The 15,414-nt window shown below is 66.6% G+C and carries 12 protein-coding genes; all 12 read right to left on the reverse strand.

Translation table 11 applies throughout. The features are described 5' to 3' along the window. Positions 1-4: 4 nt before the first annotated feature. On the reverse strand, positions 5-1,978 hold the full coding sequence (locus tag WMF19_RS23475) for a hypothetical protein (RefSeq protein ID WP_437901123.1): 1,974 nt from the start codon (positions 1,976-1,978) through the stop codon (positions 5-7). Positions 1,979-1,992: 14 nt separating this feature from the next. After that, positions 1,993-3,804: a hypothetical protein gene (locus WMF19_RS23480; RefSeq protein ID WP_437901124.1), complete on the reverse strand. Its 1,812-nt coding sequence runs from the start codon at positions 3,802-3,804 to the stop codon at positions 1,993-1,995. Beyond that, positions 3,801-4,688, reverse strand: coding sequence for a tail fiber domain-containing protein (locus tag WMF19_RS23485; RefSeq protein ID WP_437901125.1), 888 nt, complete (start codon positions 4,686-4,688; stop codon positions 3,801-3,803). The genes WMF19_RS23480 and WMF19_RS23485 overlap by 4 nt, the downstream gene beginning before the upstream one ends. A 77-nt stretch (positions 4,689-4,765) precedes the next feature. Beyond that, a complete protein-coding gene (locus WMF19_RS23490) occupies positions 4,766-5,695 on the reverse strand; it encodes a phage tail protein (RefSeq protein ID WP_437901126.1) in 930 nt (309 codons plus the stop codon). Next, on the reverse strand, positions 5,692-6,927 hold the full coding sequence (locus tag WMF19_RS23495) for a hypothetical protein (protein ID WP_437901127.1): 1,236 nt from the start codon (positions 6,925-6,927) through the stop codon (positions 5,692-5,694). The genes WMF19_RS23490 and WMF19_RS23495 overlap by 4 nt, the downstream gene beginning before the upstream one ends. Beyond that, positions 6,917-9,928, reverse strand: coding sequence for a putative baseplate assembly protein (locus tag WMF19_RS23500; RefSeq protein WP_437901128.1), 3,012 nt, complete (start codon positions 9,926-9,928; stop codon positions 6,917-6,919). Before WMF19_RS23500 ends, WMF19_RS23495 begins: the two co-directional genes overlap by 11 nt. A 10-nt stretch (positions 9,929-9,938) precedes the next feature. Continuing rightward, complete coding sequence (locus WMF19_RS23505; RefSeq protein WP_437901129.1) at positions 9,939-10,097, reverse strand: hypothetical protein; 159 nt, start codon at positions 10,095-10,097, stop codon at positions 9,939-9,941. 131 nt (positions 10,098-10,228) lie between these two features. Continuing rightward, the gene (locus WMF19_RS23510) at positions 10,229-10,624 is read right to left on the reverse strand and encodes a GPW/gp25 family protein (RefSeq protein ID WP_437330777.1); all 396 of its coding nucleotides are present in this window, start codon (positions 10,622-10,624) and stop codon (positions 10,229-10,231) included. A gap of 1 nt (position 10,625) precedes the next feature. Further along, the gene (locus WMF19_RS23515) at positions 10,626-11,021 is read right to left on the reverse strand and encodes a PAAR domain-containing protein (protein WP_437901130.1); all 396 of its coding nucleotides are present in this window, start codon (positions 11,019-11,021) and stop codon (positions 10,626-10,628) included. An 8-nt stretch (positions 11,022-11,029) separates the two neighbouring features. Then, complete coding sequence (locus WMF19_RS23520) at positions 11,030-11,725, reverse strand: phage baseplate assembly protein V (protein ID WP_437901131.1); 696 nt, start codon at positions 11,723-11,725, stop codon at positions 11,030-11,032. Continuing rightward, the gene (locus WMF19_RS23525) at positions 11,722-12,750 is read right to left on the reverse strand and encodes a phage late control D family protein (protein ID WP_437901132.1); all 1,029 of its coding nucleotides are present in this window, start codon (positions 12,748-12,750) and stop codon (positions 11,722-11,724) included. The genes WMF19_RS23520 and WMF19_RS23525 overlap by 4 nt, the downstream gene beginning before the upstream one ends. Continuing rightward, entirely contained in the window at positions 12,750-13,424 is a 675-nt protein-coding gene (locus WMF19_RS23530; RefSeq protein WP_437901133.1) for a CIS tube protein, read from the reverse strand. Before WMF19_RS23530 ends, WMF19_RS23525 begins: the two co-directional genes overlap by 1 nt. Between the last annotated feature and the right edge of the window lie 1,990 nt (positions 13,425-15,414).

The raw sequence follows: 15,414 nt of genomic DNA on the forward strand, positions 1-15,414 counted from the left end.
GTTCCTACTGGATCCGCATGAGCTTGAGCAGCTTGACATACGGCGGCGTGATGGCCGCCGGCCCGGTTCGATAGGGGCTCGTCGACCCGGGGGCGCGCGATCCGCCCTCGCTGCTGACGCCGGTCATCACGGTATCCGCTGGATCCACGAGAACGACCGGTGTGTGCTCATGCGCGAGGATGCAGCTCGCCCCGGGCCCTGACCCCTGGCCCGCGCCGTCGGCGCCGCTATCGACCGTGGCCGAGCTGGTGTGCGAATGCCGAAAGAGGTGCTGATGCGTGAGCTCGCCGAACGTGTGAACGTGCTGTGTACCGTCGTTGCCCTGGGTGCTGATCTGGCTCCCGTCCCACGCGCCGCGGACGAAGTAGCCCGTCAGGTCGGGGAGGGTCTTTCCGTCGAGGGAGCTACCCGGTGCGCTCACCTTGGACCCGTCGCAGACCGCAAATCCCTCCGGGATCTGGCGCTTCGCATCCGGACGCCACCAGTCGATGATCCCTCCGATCGGCACCGCGATCACCGCCTCCTTCTGCTCCGTGCCATCGGGGAAGATGAACCCCTTCGACGCGCGGATGGCGCCCTCCACGACGAGCTTCGGCTTCGAGCTCAGCTGGCTGTGCCCTCCGTTCACCTCGCTGAGCCTCACCGTGCCTTCGTCGGAGAGGTGAAGCGCCACCTGTCGCGCACCGGGCGGGCTCGGCGGTGGCCGCGCCGTCAGATCCATCGTCTTTTCGGTGCGCAGCTCGACACCGCCGCGCTCCTCGAAGCGGATCTCTGGCGCGATGGACGCTCTTGATTGGATTCCACCGCCGCCGGCAAAGACGACGTTGCCTCCTCCCGATTCACTGTCATCATACCGGTTCTGGTGCGTTTGCCCTGCCCTGGCTTCGGTGCGTGTCAGCCGAACGTCGCCGCCGGACACCGTGAAGCACTCGTCGGGGCTCTCCGTCCCGAGCCCGACGCGTGGCTCCCCATCACCCACATTGCACACGAGCAGGGCAGCCTCGCCGCCGCACGCGAATCGCGCGACGCGCGCCCGCTGGAACGTCCACGTCGCATCCTCGGCATTCAGCTCTTCGCTCGTGGACACCGTCTCGCCCGGTCCGACGGCCTTGACGTCGGCCTGGACCGGATTTCCGGCGAGGTTCTGGGTGAAGATCCGGTCTCCGGGCGCGACGATCCGATCGATGGGGATGCGGATGGGAGCGCCGTTACCGGGGACGGTGGCCGAGACGGCCTTGCCGCTGCTCCGTATCGTCCCAGGGCCGGCGAGCGGCGCGTTGGGGGCTCTCACCTCGAACACGGCCCTGTGGACCGTGGTGCCGATCGTGACCGGCCCTTTCACCGAGAGCTTGACGGCTGGGGCGCCTCCGCTCCGCGTCCGGAAGCGCACCTCGTCGGCGCTCGCGCGCAGCCCCGTCGTCGCGCTCTCCTGGTCGCCCGCCGACCAGCCGACGATCCTCGGCTCCCTGTCGCTGGGGAGCAGCGCGTGCGCGAAGCGCAGCGCCCCGGCGCTCATGCTGACATAGCGGCGGCAGCGCGTCGTGAGGACCGGCGACGAGGACGGATGGCTGAGCTCGGCGAGGACGATCTCTCTCTCTACGTTGATTTCGGCCTTTTTGTACCAGGAGAATTTCACTTGTTCGCGCGTCCACGGAACCCTGGTCTTGTTCGTGGCATAGACCGACGTCCTTGTGCTCCTGGCGACCAGGCAGGCGTCGTCCGGCGGAGTCGGGCCTGACCACGGATCGTCGACGACCAGGATGTGCTCGCTCCTATCGAACGCGATCCCCGGAGAAACGGTCACCATGCCGCTCTCGAGCGTCACGTCGAGCCCGACCGCGATGCCCCACGTGTGCAGCCCGAAGTCGTGCGCACAGCGGAGGGCGTCCACGTAGCCTTGCTCGGCGGTGTAATCGCCCACGGTGAGGAACTCTCCGGGGAAATAGTTGGGTCGGCGCAGCGACGTCTCATTCGCCATCAGGAGCACCTCGGTCACTTGATCCGTATGATCTTCAACAGGTCAAAGTGAGGCGGCAGAACCTCGTCGGAGCCACTACCCACCGGTGGAGAGCCTTCACCCTCTGCAGAGCCCTCTGCCACTGGAGGGCCCGTCTGCAGTTCGCCGGAGGGTATAGCGGACTCGTCACACTCTAGCCCGCTCGTGGGATCGACGGTGACGTCGATCATATGCGTATGCTTTTTTCCGCTTAGCCCGTTGGAGCCGCCGCCTTTGGATGGAGATGTGGTGCTCGCCTCGCCCGAGGCGAAGGGGAGCGGGCCGCCATGACCATGGTCAACCGAGTGCTTGTGCGGCGGGACGACCAGCTTGTGCCGGTGAGCACCGTCTTCTGTCTTTCCGACCTTTCGGGAGTCCGTGGTGCCCAGGACGAAATAGCGCCGGAGGTCGGGGACCGCTCTCCCGTGGAGCGGGCTATCCTTATCGTAGACGGTCTCACCGTCGCAGAGCTGGAAGTTCTCGGGACATTGGGGCGTGGGGGAGCTCGGATCCGACCACCAATCGATCACGGCGCCGATGGGGAGCGTGGGGTGCGCGGTCGTTTGCGGGGTCTGCTGGGCTCCGATGAGGAAGCCGCCGCGCAGCGACTGCACGGCTCCCTCGACGTTGAGCATCGCGTCGAGAGACGCGCCAGCGTCGGGAGACACGAGCTGATCGCTCGGGTCGATATTCACCCTGTCAGGGAAGATCTCCAGAGCCGAGCATCCGCTCCTCGAGTCGCCTCCGGCCTGGAGCGTGATCGTCAGAGGCCAAGGGACGGCCACCTTCAGGCCGCGCTTGCGGAAGGTGACGGTCTCCCCCTTCGGGCCACGAAGCGAACCCTCTTTTCCAAAGAATATCGTCTTGTCGCCGTCGAGGAGGAGGTCCCCGTCAACCTCGAGCTTGGCCGTCGGCGCTTCGACGCCCACGCCGAGATTGCCCTCGCAGGTAAGAGCGAGCACCGGCTCGATCATCCCCGGCGAGGTGTTCGTTTCGGTCCCCACGAACAGGACCTTGTCCAGCGGACCGCCCGTGCCGGTGACGTCGAGCTGCGCCTTCGGCCAGTCGCGCGGCGCCGGACCGAGCAGGTTCTCCTCACCGGGCGGGCCGCCCAGAAGGGTGGGGCTGTCCAGGCCGAGCGCGTTCGACACGGTGAGCGTCCCCGTGATCTTCAGCGCGCCCGTGAACGAGGCCTGGTCCGCGCTGACCTCCAGCGCCGAGGCGCGAGGCTCTTCCTTGTCGACGCTCGCGCAGAGGCTCGGGGGCTCGGGGTCCGTGCCGTCGAGCACGAAGGCCGCCTGGCCGACGCGCACGCCGCTCCACGCGCGCGTGTTGGGATCAATCGCCACCTTGCCGTCGTCGTCGATCGTCAACTTTCCGAGCACGATGCTCGCCTCGCGTTGAGCCTCGCCCTTCTCCACGAGCTTGATGCGCGGCTCGAGCAAGAACCGCTTGAATCCCTGCGCCTCGTACTGGGAGGAAGCTGAAGCAGGGTCCGGTCGCTCCGCCATGGCGAGGAGCACGTAGAGCTCCGTCCCCCGTCGATGCCCGAGGTCGAGGCTCTTCGGCTTGTCGAGGAAGAGCGGACGCCCCTGGTCGTCGATCGCCATCCCGGGGTTCACGTTCACGGCATTCTTCGGGCCCACCGTCAGCGAGAGCGTGAGCCCTTGAACGATGCCCGCGGAGTGAAGCGCAGCGTGGCGCTCCGCGATCAGCTGCTCGAAGTAGCGCTGGTCCGCGCGGAAGACCGAGGCGGTGAGCAGCTGGCCGTCGAAGAAGGCGATACGCTCGCACTCCGGCGATTTCACCCTCGCCCTCCGCCTCGCTGAGCGCCCTCGGCTTCGAGCTCCGCGACACGGGCGCTGAGCTCCTGGATCGACCGGATCAGCAGGGGCACAAGCTCCTGGTATGCGACCGTCTTCAAGCCCGCGGCGTTCTCCCCCACGATCTCGGGCACGACGCCCGCGACCTCCTGCGCGATGAGCCCCAGCCGGCGCCGGCGTGCGGGATCGGAGCGCCAGGCGAAGGACACGGGATTCAGCTTGGCGACGCGAGCGAGGGCGCCATCGATAGGAGATACCTCGACCTTCAGCGCGGCGTCACTGGGTGAAGATGTGGCCGATTCCGGGCCCCACGCGACCGATTCCCGTCCAGAACTATCCGCACCATTGGGCTGTGAATTTTCGTCGGTCGTGAAGGTGCCAAGAGCAATCCCTATCGGCATCTGTATCCCGTTCTCATCCTCACGGTCAGGATCCGTAGGTACCGAATCGCCTTTGACATACGCCAGCTGGACACTCTCGGCAACCAAATGACCAGCTTGCTTACTCTGGTCGTCGTCGGGATCTTCGCCATATGCCATGTAGACCGTGTAACTTGCACCAGGATCAAGCTCACCTACGTTTAAAGGGTAACTCATACTTTCCTCGGTAGCATAGTCGAGGATCAGCGGTCTCCCTTGGTAATCGAAAGCCATGCCGAGAGTCACAGTAACGCCATTATCTTCATCCCAGTTCAACTCAAGACCAGAGACAACACCGGGACCAAACAGGAACAAGTTCTGTTGACGAATCAGATCACGCAAATACTTTTGCTCCCGATTAAAATCATCCTCAATGAGCAGCTCTCCATCATAATAATATGTGCGAATTAACTGGTTTGTTGTTGCGAGCCAATCGAACTTTTCCGTCATGCTTCCTCTGACAGCTGCCTAATTGTACTGGCGCCGAAGACCTGGGCGCTTCATCTCGCGTACACACACGGAGCGTATCAGCCGAGATAGTCCGGCTTGCTCACGTAAATGAAAGTACAGTGCGCGTGAATGGGCTTCTCCTCGTCCACAAACGAAACCATCGCACTTTTGAGCCGCCCCAGCTGCGCCTGAATATTATATTTGGATGTATTCAAATAGATCCCCACAACAAAATAATGTGGGCGCATGCCATCGAGCACTGGCAGGCACATGGGCAGCGTTTCAATATTTTTGAGAGCTTCTTTTTCTTGTTTGGGCGAGGCCGTCTCTGAGAGCGTCGTGTTCGTGCCGAGCTTGACGGGCTGCGCCGGAGTCATATCGACCACATTGGTCTTGATCCATACTGTCTGCCTGCCAGATTCATCAACAACGACGTTGTCAAAAAATGCTTCCATGAGCCCCTTCAGCCCTTCCAGCGTCCCGCGCTTCCGGTAAAGAGGCATGATCCTTGAGAGCACATCTCGCCGCTTATCAACGCTCCAGTCGCGAATAGGCACGAGGGCGATCCACCCCGAGAGCCATTCCAGGAGTTGTGCCAGAGGTTCCAGGATGAGGCTCATCCGCTGCCGGCGCTTCGAGACGGCGAGGGTCTCCAGGGACTCCGGGGGAACGAAGGGGACGATGCCCAGGAAATGGTTCAGCACCTCCAGGACGTCCTCCGTCGGGGCCAGGGGGAACTGGGCTGCCGTGTCCGCGACTTCGATCAGAGGTAGAAGCTCCGTCGAATCAGGGAACAGGAACGACAGGCGCGGAGAGAGGAGCGAGGGTAGCGCATCCAGGAGCGCCGCTATCCCTTTTTGCACGCCGGCCTCGCCCCCGTCCCTCCGCCCGAGCAGGCTCTCCGCGATCATCAGGTAGCGCTCGACGAACGACGGTGTGCCATCCTCGCCGCGGCTCGCGTGAGCCGCGGGGAGCAAGCGCAGGTACTCGGATTCCTCATCGCTCACGTTCCACCTACCTTCGCAACCATCGTGTCTTTGCCGATCTGACTAGCACCTACCAGCATGCCATACGTGGAAGTCACGGCCTGGAGCGATAGCGACACGAGCCATGGAAAGCCCAGATCGCGAGCCGAGCGCAGCACGACCGTCGTCTTACCCACGCTCGCTTTCCCTACGCGCAGCCCGGTCATCCGCTCGATATATACACGGACCGGCTGGCTGGCATCGAGCCCGTCGACGCCCTGCAGGGCGGACGCGATGTCCTCGCTCGTGAGGGGGCGGCGGTACGGGTAGCCCTGCCCTGAAAGGCCTCCGATCAAGGGATCGAGCAGCGCCGTGATGCGCTCCCACGCTCTGCGCAGCACGGTGGTCGGGTTCGCGTCGATGATGCTCGGGTCACGGTTGGTGGGCGTCTTCGTGACCAGGGCAGCGACCGTGGCGACCACCCGGGTCGGATCGAACTGCGGCCTCACGACGGACACACTCGTGCCGATGAGACAGCGTGGCGCAAGGTACCGGCCGATGACATCCGTCAAAGCGCCGTACTTGTCATAATAGTTAGAGTCAGTTATGGGGTCGTAAAAGTCATAGATCGAAGCCAAACAATTGGACGAATCAGACACGCTTGGTCCGCCCATGACGTAGGACAAATTGGCTCCGGAGACGATGGTCACCTCGACGCTCTCCCCGCGCTTTCTGACGATGGCGCGCTCCGCTCTGGACGCGGCCTCGGAGACGCTCGCGCTGCACTCCAGGGCAATCTCCGCGAAGTCCTGCTCCGTGATCGCCCGGTACGGGGAGCGCCAAACCCTTGACAATGCCGTATACAGATCGGCCGGATCGGGGTTCTTTCGGCCAGAGCTCGAGCGGAGGGCCCGCAAGAGCTCGACGTACGAGGGATCGCGCAGCACCACGTTGCCCGCGAACTCTAGCGGATCGTCGTCCGCATCCCTCAGCACGTCCTGCTCCGCCTCTTGAAGCGTCTCTTCGAGGCCCGGCTCCGGCGTGCCGGCGGCAAGCAGGGCGAAATTGCGATATGCCCCCGCCGGGACCCGATCGACACGGTAGGATGTCCCCTCCGCGATGAAGGCGAAGAGCTGAAGCAGCGTGATGCCTGGATCGGACGCGTTGTAGTCGGTCCAGTTCGAACTCAGCGCGGGGAGCGTCTCTCGAAGCCACCGGAAGATCTCCGCGTAGCGTTCGGGCGCGAGGTTCGGGAGCTTCCGCTCAACCGCCACGGCGCACCTCGAGTCGGAGAGCGCCCGCCGCCGGTAGCTGGCGGTCCACCATCGTGACGACGGCCCGCTGGATCGGGTCGCGCCTGGAGATCGCGACGTCGTGGATCCGGGCGACCCTGGGGATGCCCTGCAAGCCCCGAGCGACCATGTCGCAGGTCACCGTCGCGCGGAAATCCCAGCCCGCTGGTTGCTTCTCGCCGCCGAGCGGCTTGAAGAAGTCGCTGAGGCGGCCGATCATCCTCGCGCGGACATCGGTCTCGTTCGCGCCCGGATCGAGCGACGCGCCGACCTCGACGTCGATGGCCACGTACTCGGGCTCCACGACCGTGATCGCGTCGGCGACGGCGAAGAAGGCCCTCGCGCGCAGGTACGCCTCGACCTCCTCGATCAGAAACGACGTCGGCATGGGCTCTTCCGTGTCCTCGCGCGGCACGATCGCGACGATGAGCCGCTCGCCCGTTGCGTACGCCGTGGCCCGCCCGACGCTCGGCGACGACGCGAGCGCCAGGGTCGCGAAGTCCTCGGCGCTCATGGCCCTGTCCATCGCCTTGAGACGCTTCGGCCCGAGCCTCCGCAGGGTGTCGAGGTCGTCTGCGTCCATTCCGCCCTTGGCCGCGAGGACGTTGGTGACCGATTCGACGCCGGTGATCGCCTGCTCGAGCACGGCCAACTGTCCGGCGGGCAGGTTCCCGCGCGCGCCGCCGCCGCTCGAATAGCTCGCCGCGCGGATGTCGTTTTCGCCGAGCGGCGGGGCCATGCCGCGAATCCCATCCCCGAAAGAGAGCTCTCCGGTCGTGGAATCGAGCATGTAATGCCGGTCGTCCGCCTTCGAGAACGCGAAGGTGGTGACCTTCTCCCAGCGCCGCCAGGCGTAGAGCTCCGCTGGCGCCGCGCCTGCCTGCCCTGTCACCTGCTCGCGTACCTCCACGACCTCGCCGTCGAGGATCGGCTTGCGCGGGAACTCGAGCACGAGCCCCGGCGCGGCCGTGCCCGAGCCGATGACGTCGTTCTTCCACAAGAGGGCATTTTCGGCCAGGACTGCGTTCGGCACGACGCGCTGTATCCGCGGCAGCCACCTGGGCTCTCTCTGCGGCGCCGACAGCCGCAGCCATACAAGGGTCTTGTCGAACCGGGTGCTCTCGGTGATCCAGGTCGGGATCTGGATCTCGACCAACCCGCTGGTCGTGAAACCGTCCGTGCGGTCCGTGACCGTGAGCGGGCGGAAGGCGGTGCCGTCCCAGCCCTCCCAGACAAGCTCGTCCTCGATCTGCTGCTCGACGCCGCGGCTTGGCGCGTCTTCTTCGAGCACGATGAAGAGCGACAGCGTGCGGCCCAGCACATGACGGAGGAAGCTCGCCGGCGAAAACCCGAACGAGTAGGACGACGCCGGCTCGAGCTCGGGCCGATAAGGAGCGACGATCCCCAGCGGCATCTCCACGACGTCGAACGCGTTGTGAGCGATGGTCGTGTCCGGCCGGCCGATCAGCTCGTAGGAGAGCCATAGCGACGACATGTACGGCGGCGTGTAGGCCGGAGGGACGTAGACGCCGAAGTTGATGTTCTTCGTGCGGAGATCGGTGAGCGCCGCGCTCTTGTCGGCGACGTACTTGTCGAGCCACTCGTTGAGGGCATCCGCCTGCGGCGGGATCACCGAAACCTGCCCGGGCGATCCATAGCCGCCCGCCGCGATGCGCGCGCGCACCCAGCGGCTCTCGAGGCCGTGGATCGATACGGGATCCATGGCCGGGCAGGTGAAGGTCACCGTGCCGCCCTGGATGAGCGCGTTCGTCCCGTCCTGCACCGTGAGGAGCGGTTGCCAACCGGCATCGGTCCAGTACTCCCAGGCGAGCTGGACCGACGGGCTCGGGGTGATGGTCTCCGCCTGGACCTCCAGGGTCACCGTGGCCCCGGCGCGCGAGAACACCTCCTCGGACGCGAGATAGAATGCGTCCTCGACCGCGGGGGTCTCGCCGAACGGGCGGCCACCCATCATCAGGTCGACCGGTGTGTTGTTGGCGTACGCCGCCTCAGCCTTCTGCCGCTGCGAGCTCGCTGTCACCGAGATGCTGAAGATCTGCGGCAGGATCTCCGCATCGGCGGCGCGAACGCCGACGGTCTCGGCGGGCCTCACCGCGATCCAGAACGAGGAGATGCCCTTGACCTCCGCCGGAGACGCCTGGAAAAAGTCGACGAAGCTTGCCTCGAGCACGGCATAACGCTCGGCATCCCCCTCGGTGTCGGAGCAATCCGGAGGCGAGTACGGTGAATCCGCCTGACTTGGTTCATCGACCGCCACATCGGGCTCGACACCAAACCTCGGCCTGAGCTCGCGGCCCGCGCCGTCCGACCATCGGGCAAAGAAATACTGGAACAGATTGATGCCCTCGAGCCGGACACGCAGCTCCTTGAGGGCGATCCGATGCTTGAAGAGCGCCTCGCTGCCCAGGTGAAGGGCGTGCTCGAACGGCTGGAGCTGGGGCTCCACGCGGTCCGCTTCCGAGAGGACGTCCTCGCGGAGGACGTCGCCGCGGTCGATCCATGCGTCTGCTGCCGGCAGGAGGGTGCACGCCGCCTCGAGCTCGGCCGGGAGCGCCAGGAGCTCGCCGGTCGTCTCGAACAAGAGCTCGGGGTCAGCGGCGGCGCCGACCTGCGTCCTCTCGGCGATGAAGACTGGCGCGTTCCCCTCGGCCAGCGTGAACGTCAAGACGACCTTGGCCGGGCGCGGCGCGCGCAGGTCCATGCCGAAGAAGCTCAGGAACGCGAGGAAGTGCTTGTCAGGGGCCCGGTTGAGCTGCGTGGCGAGCGAGGCGTGCAGCCGCGAGAGGAGCTTGAGGAGGACGAGCCCAGGATCGGTCGGGTCAAAGTAGCTCTGGCCTTCCGCCGTAGCTGGGTCCGGCCAGAGGAGGGACCACTCGGGAAGGTAGTAACGCGCGAGCCTGATGGCGTCGCGGTAGACGTCATCCCCGGAGCGGGCATCCAGCGTATAGGGCTCACGGCGCATGGGCTGCGACTCAACTCTCCGGCAGGGCGGAGCGGAGCTGCGTGCCGTTGCTCTTCTCCGCGGCAGCGCCCGGGGCGCGCGGCGGCTGCGACAGGACCTCCTCGAGCACCTGGATGGCGCCGCTGATGCGGAAGAGCGTGCTCTTGAGGTCATTCGTACGGACCTCCATGGCCGCGAGCTGCTTTTGCCCAGTCTCGAATTCTTCGCGAAGATCCCTGAGCCTCTGCTCCACATAGTCTCTCATGCCATCTCTCCGATTCTGGCTTGCGCCTGTCGTCACATCCGATCTGCCCGTCGCGCTCACTTCTGGTTGAGGTAAAACGGGTAAACGAGATTTCCGCGCTGGTTCTTCGAACGCACGAGATAATCGATGGCGATGAGCATCACCCCCGGCCGCTTCGGGTCCATCGAGGCGCGGACGTCCTCGACCTCCACGCGCGGCTCCCACCGCTCCAGCGCCTGCTTCACGTGGAACGAGGCGAGGGAGAACGTCGCCGGGCTCTGCGGAGCAAAGACGAGCTCCCAGATCCTGCTGCCGAACTCCGGCTCCATCACCCGCTCGCCGGGCGAGGTGCCGAGGATCAGCTGGATCGATTGACGCACCTTGAGCTCGTCGGACGCGAGCTCCACCTTCCCGCCCGAGAGCGTCACGGGGAACGACCACCCTGCGCCGAGGAAGCTCTTCGACCCTTTCACGCTACCCTCCGACGAGGACGCTGCTCTGCGCAAGGACGGTCCCGGAAGGCAGCGGCGCAGGATCGTTGCAGGTCAGGGCGCGGTCGGCCGCTCGCGCGGCCGGGCGCTCTCCGAACATCACCGTCGCGCTGCCCTTGACGATCTGCGCCTGGTTCGTTGGCGGCACCGCGAACGTACCGCCGACCGGGATGTGAGGGGGGATGTTGGTCGCGGTCGATCCGAGGACGGCGGCCATCCGCCCCTCGATGAGCACGCTCGGGCAGAGGTCGCCGGTGATGATCCCGTTGAACGGGAACGGCTGCGAGACAGGCACCGGGCCCGTAGGCGAAGGCACGAGGACGATATGCGTGTCGATCGCCTGCACGCGATCTCCTTGCTTGGCTGCCGGTAGTCCCATAGATTTCCTCAGTTGAGCCGGATGAGCGCGCCCTTCACGGCGACATCGCCCGTCGACGAGACTTCCACCTGAGCCTGCGCCGAGATCTTCACCGCCGCCGTCGCTGATAGCTCGATCTGCGTGGCCTTCAGCGTGATCTTCCCCGGTCCAGCGGACACGTCGATGTCCCCGCCCGCGGCGATGGTGACGCTCCTCTTCACGGCGTCGAGAACCACCTTGTCGCCGCTCTTGTCGGTCACCTCGATCTTCTCGGCGCCAGGCTTGGAATCGAGGACGATCTTGCCACCGCTCTTGTCGGTCACCTCGATCCTCTCGGCGCCGGGCGTGTCGTCGATGCATATATGGCTGCCGCTCCGCGTCTTGATCATGCGCACGTCCTGCTGCTTCTGCTCGCCGGCGACGGGAGGGCGATCCTGCCCGTTCCACAGCGAGCCGATCACGTAAGGCACGTTCAAGTTGCCCGCCTCGAAGATGACCAGCACCTCGTCGCCCTTCGCGGGGAGAAAATACGCACCGACGTCCTTGCCGGCGAAGAAGGATGCGACGCGACACCAGTTCGACATGATCGTGGCGCCAAACAGCGGGTATTGCACCTTGATGCGCCCGAGCCTCTCCGGGTCGCCCGTCGTCTCCTCGACGATCCCGACGATCACGCCGGTCATGGATCGCTCATGGTGCGCATTGCTCCCCTGCCACGCGCTCATACGCCGGTCCTCCGCAGCGAGATGTTGGTCGTATAGCCATCCTGTTGCGTATAGATGTGCTTTGCCGCGGTCACGTAATAGAGGCCGCTGAAGCGGTCGCCGATGCCCTCGATCTCGACGTTGACCCCGGGCCGGAGCGCTGGGTTTCCGGTCGCGGACGCCTCGACCTCGATGAACCCCTCGATGTCGGCCTCGTACGTCGCCTCGGCGATGGCGCGCGCGCTCTTCTGATCGAGGATCTCCGGATCCATCGCCGACACGGGTGAGGCCGCGTAGGCGGCGGACTGCTCGTAGCCCGTCTTCTGGCCGCCCATGCGGAGCGACGCGGGGCCGGAGCTCACGGTCGCGACGATGGACTGCTTCTTCTTCGGATCCCAGCCCACGCGCGTCACGCGCGACCCTTGCTTGAGCGCCCGAGCTCGCACGGTCAACGTCGTGAGATCCAGGCCGAGGCGCAGCTTCGTCGTCGGCGACTGGCCCGCGATGCTTCGGCGAAAGTAGAGCGTGCGCCCTGTCACAAAGAGCTCGAAATGGATCCGGGCCGCGCGCGCGGAGAGGAACGCGAAATCACTCTGATCGGCCTGGATCACGTACGGGTAGGTGACGCCGCTGTCGTCGGCGCGAATGTCGAGCCCGTTGTCGCGGGCGATGCGGGTCGCGATCTGGGTGTCGCTCGATCTCTCGAACGTGCGCGTCGTGGTCCCGAACTGGAGGCGGTAGAGCGCGTCATAGCCCTGGAGCTCGACGGCGCTCTCGTCGCCGAAGACCATCTCCAGCGCGCCGAGGCGGCCTTCGAAAATGGGCTTCGTGCTCTCCATGCCGAAGCCCACCACGACAGGGTCGCCGATGCGGGCGGAGTTCAGATCGATCCCCTGAAAAACAGAGCGCTCGAAGTCGACGCTGCCGACCTCGACGGCGCACGTCGAGGGGAGGTTCAACTCCTGTTCGACCTCGGCGCGGACGAGCGCGGCGCTCATGCTGTCCGGAAGCGGCTTGCCCGCAACGGTGACCGAGACGACGCCCATTACCGATCCGCTCCGGCAGCGTTGCCGCCCTGAGAGAGTGCGTCGCTCTTCGGTAGATCGGCCGCGTCAGGGATCGCGAGGAGCGTCCCGATCTGCTCCGGCCTCGGGAAGCGCAGCGGATCATCGATGTTGTTGGCCCTGGCGATCCAGATCCATGCGCTGGCGTCCCCGAGCTCCCGGGCCGCGATGGCGTCGAGCCGCTCTCCCACCTTGACCAGGTGGAGCTTTGGGCAGTTATCGAGGCCGGCGTCCTTCTCCACCTCGCTCGGCAGGAGCTGCTCCTGAAATGTGACCGTGAGATCGGCGCGGACCGGGGTGCCGGTCGAGAGGAACATGGTGAAGTGCTGGTCGAGCTGGCTGACGATCCCCTGGTAAGAAAAACCTCCCCAGCTAAAGAGGCAGACGGGCGGCCGGCGCTTTTCCCCCTCACCGACCGTCGGCCTCTGGAGCGCGGCGATGGGTTTGATCAACGCGCGCACGTCGGTGCCCTTTTCGTACGTATCAAAAAAGAGCTTCACGGTGAACGGCAGCCGCTCCAGGCGGTCGAACTGCAACGTTCCGGCCCTCCCCGAGTACAGGACCTGGGACGAGCTCGTATATTGATCCGGGTTGTACATCACCTCGATCTGCTCGCCCGTATCGATATTCTTGATGATCGCTTTGCTCAGGGTCATCGCAGCCCCGTCCGCTCCTCGCGGTGACGAATCCGCTTGTCCATCTCCGCCATCAGACGATCGACGAGCCTTCGCAGCTCGGCCTGCGAGGGCTGGTCGGCGAGCCGTGGCGCTCTCGAGGCAGCCGGTCGAGGCGCCCGCGCGCCTTCGAGCTCGGCCTGCATGTGCGGAAGAGAGAGCGGTGAGCGGGCGAGCGCAGCGGCGGGCGCGCTCTCGGTCGGGCGGGCAGCCGCGGGAGCCCCCCGGTGCTCGAGCGAGGGCAAAGGACCAACCTGTAGGAGCTGCGAAGGATGGGTGAGTACGCGATCGGCATGCGCGCGGAACGCTGCCGTCGGTCGGTGCGACGCGTGGGCGTCGGCTGCCGGCGCGGCTACATGGGTGGTCGTCAAGGACAAAGGCCGGAAGGGAGCAGCCGACGTTTGCAGTGTTTGCCCCTTGCCGCCGAGACTGCCGTTCGAAGGGCCCGGGAGCGAGAGTGGGGTCGTGGAGGCAACGTGCACCGCCGCCGGCCGATGCCGAGAGACATGCTGGCTGAGGCGCCCGAGCGCCGCTCCAGCGCCGGCCGCGCTGTGCCCGAGCGCCGGTCCAGCGCCGGCCGCGCTGCGCCCGGGCGCCGCTCCAGCGCCGGCCGCGCTGCGCCCGAGCGCCGCTCCAGCGCCGGCCGCGCTGCGCCCGGGTGCCGCTCGAGCGGCCGCGCTGCGCCCGGGCGCCGCTCGAGCGGCCGCGCTGCGCCCGGGCGCCGCTCGAGCGGCCGCGAAGCGGATGCTGGGGTTCCCAGCGTCGCGCCAGGGAAACAAGGCTCGGCCCGCGCGCAATGCCGCCGCGAAGCCGCCGCCCGTCGTGCGCCCGAAGGCTTGATGGGCGGCGCTCGTCCGGTATCCCCGACGCGCCTCTCCGGCTCGAGATAGCCGGGAACCCCGCGCCCCTCGCTCCCCCTCCCTCGCGCGCCGGCGCACGGCAACAGCGCGAGGAGCTACGCTCTTCGGCGCCCAGCGGACGGGGGCTGCGTCTGGGGCTCCAGGGAAGAGCATGAGAGACGCGGTGCGCTCGCGCCTGCTGACGCCCTGTCTCGGGTAGGTCGCGGGCACGCTTCGAGCTCGGGGGAGCATCAGGGAGGGAGGGCGAACGACGAGCTGAAGCGGCAAGGCGAACAGCGCCGTCGCCAAGCGGCGTGGCGTGTCAGAAGGCGCCGTCGGCGTGGCTTGCTCCGTGACGATCGAGAGCAACAGCCGGAGAGGCGCTGCCAACGTTCGCCACGCCTGGCCGGTGCCATACCGGCGCGGCGCCTGCGGGGAGGCAGCGGGTACATGCCACGAACGCGCGCCGCGCATCTCCGGTCGCGCGTGCTCTGAAACCCGCCCCTCGTCGAGGGGCTCTCGCACGAGCAGCACGCCTGGGGGCGACGAGCCGAGGAGTGGCAAGCGCGTGAGCAGCAGGCGTGCGATGGTCCGGCGCAGAAGGGCCGCAGCGGCTCGCACGCGCCGAGGCTCCGGGAAGCGCCACGTTCCCGCCGCGAGGGTGGAGCGCAGCACGGTCGCCACGGCGCGCGGTAGGCTCACCGCGAGCGCAGCGCCCACGCTGCGGGCACCGTCGCCCACGCTGCGGGCACCGTCGCCCACGCTGCGGGCATCGTGGTCGGTCACACCCGCTCGGCCGCCCGTGGCGGCGACCCGAAGGCGCGCGTGCGAGGCACCGATCGCTGGCCGCAATTGCCGCCCGAGCCGCCCCACCTCCGGGCCGACCTCGTCCATCGTCCGCCGCCGCAGCGCGGCTCGCTCGTATCGCTCGGCCCGCGCTCCGGGCGAGCGCCGGTCGGCGCTCGCCCGGAGCGCGGCGCCGAGCGCCTGAAACACCGCAAGCTTGAGCGTGAGCCACACCGGCCGGATGACCGTGGATGCCCCGACGGCAACGTGGGTCAGGCCGAGCGGACGAGGTCCGAGCGGCTCGCCTCGCCCGTACCGCTCGCGGATCTCGCGCGATGAGCGCATGG

This window comes from Sorangium sp. So ce124, assembly GCF_051525235.1.
GTDB lineage: Bacteria > Myxococcota_A > Polyangia > Polyangiales > Polyangiaceae > Sorangium > Sorangium atrum.

Excerpts from the sequence above, each read along its gene's own strand:
- WMF19_RS23475 (WP_437901123.1), bottom strand. The coding sequence starts at position 1,978 with ATGGCGAATGAGACGTCGCTGCGCCGACCCAACTATTTCCCCGGAGAG.
- WMF19_RS23485 (WP_437901125.1), bottom strand. The coding sequence starts at position 4,688 with ATGACGGAAAAGTTCGATTGGCTCGCAACAACAAACCAGTTAATTCGC.
- WMF19_RS23500 (WP_437901128.1), bottom strand. The coding sequence starts at position 9,928 with ATGCGCCGTGAGCCCTATACGCTGGATGCCCGCTCCGGGGATGACGTC.
- WMF19_RS23505 (WP_437901129.1), bottom strand. The coding sequence starts at position 10,097 with ATGGAGGTCCGTACGAATGACCTCAAGAGCACGCTCTTCCGCATCAGC.
- WMF19_RS23515 (WP_437901130.1), bottom strand. The coding sequence starts at position 11,021 with ATGGGACTACCGGCAGCCAAGCAAGGAGATCGCGTGCAGGCGATCGAC.
- WMF19_RS23520 (WP_437901131.1), bottom strand. The coding sequence starts at position 11,725 with ATGAGCGCGTGGCAGGGGAGCAATGCGCACCATGAGCGATCCATGACC.
- WMF19_RS23525 (WP_437901132.1), bottom strand. The coding sequence starts at position 12,750 with ATGGGCGTCGTCTCGGTCACCGTTGCGGGCAAGCCGCTTCCGGACAGC.
- WMF19_RS23530 (WP_437901133.1), bottom strand. The coding sequence starts at position 13,424 with ATGACCCTGAGCAAAGCGATCATCAAGAATATCGATACGGGCGAGCAG.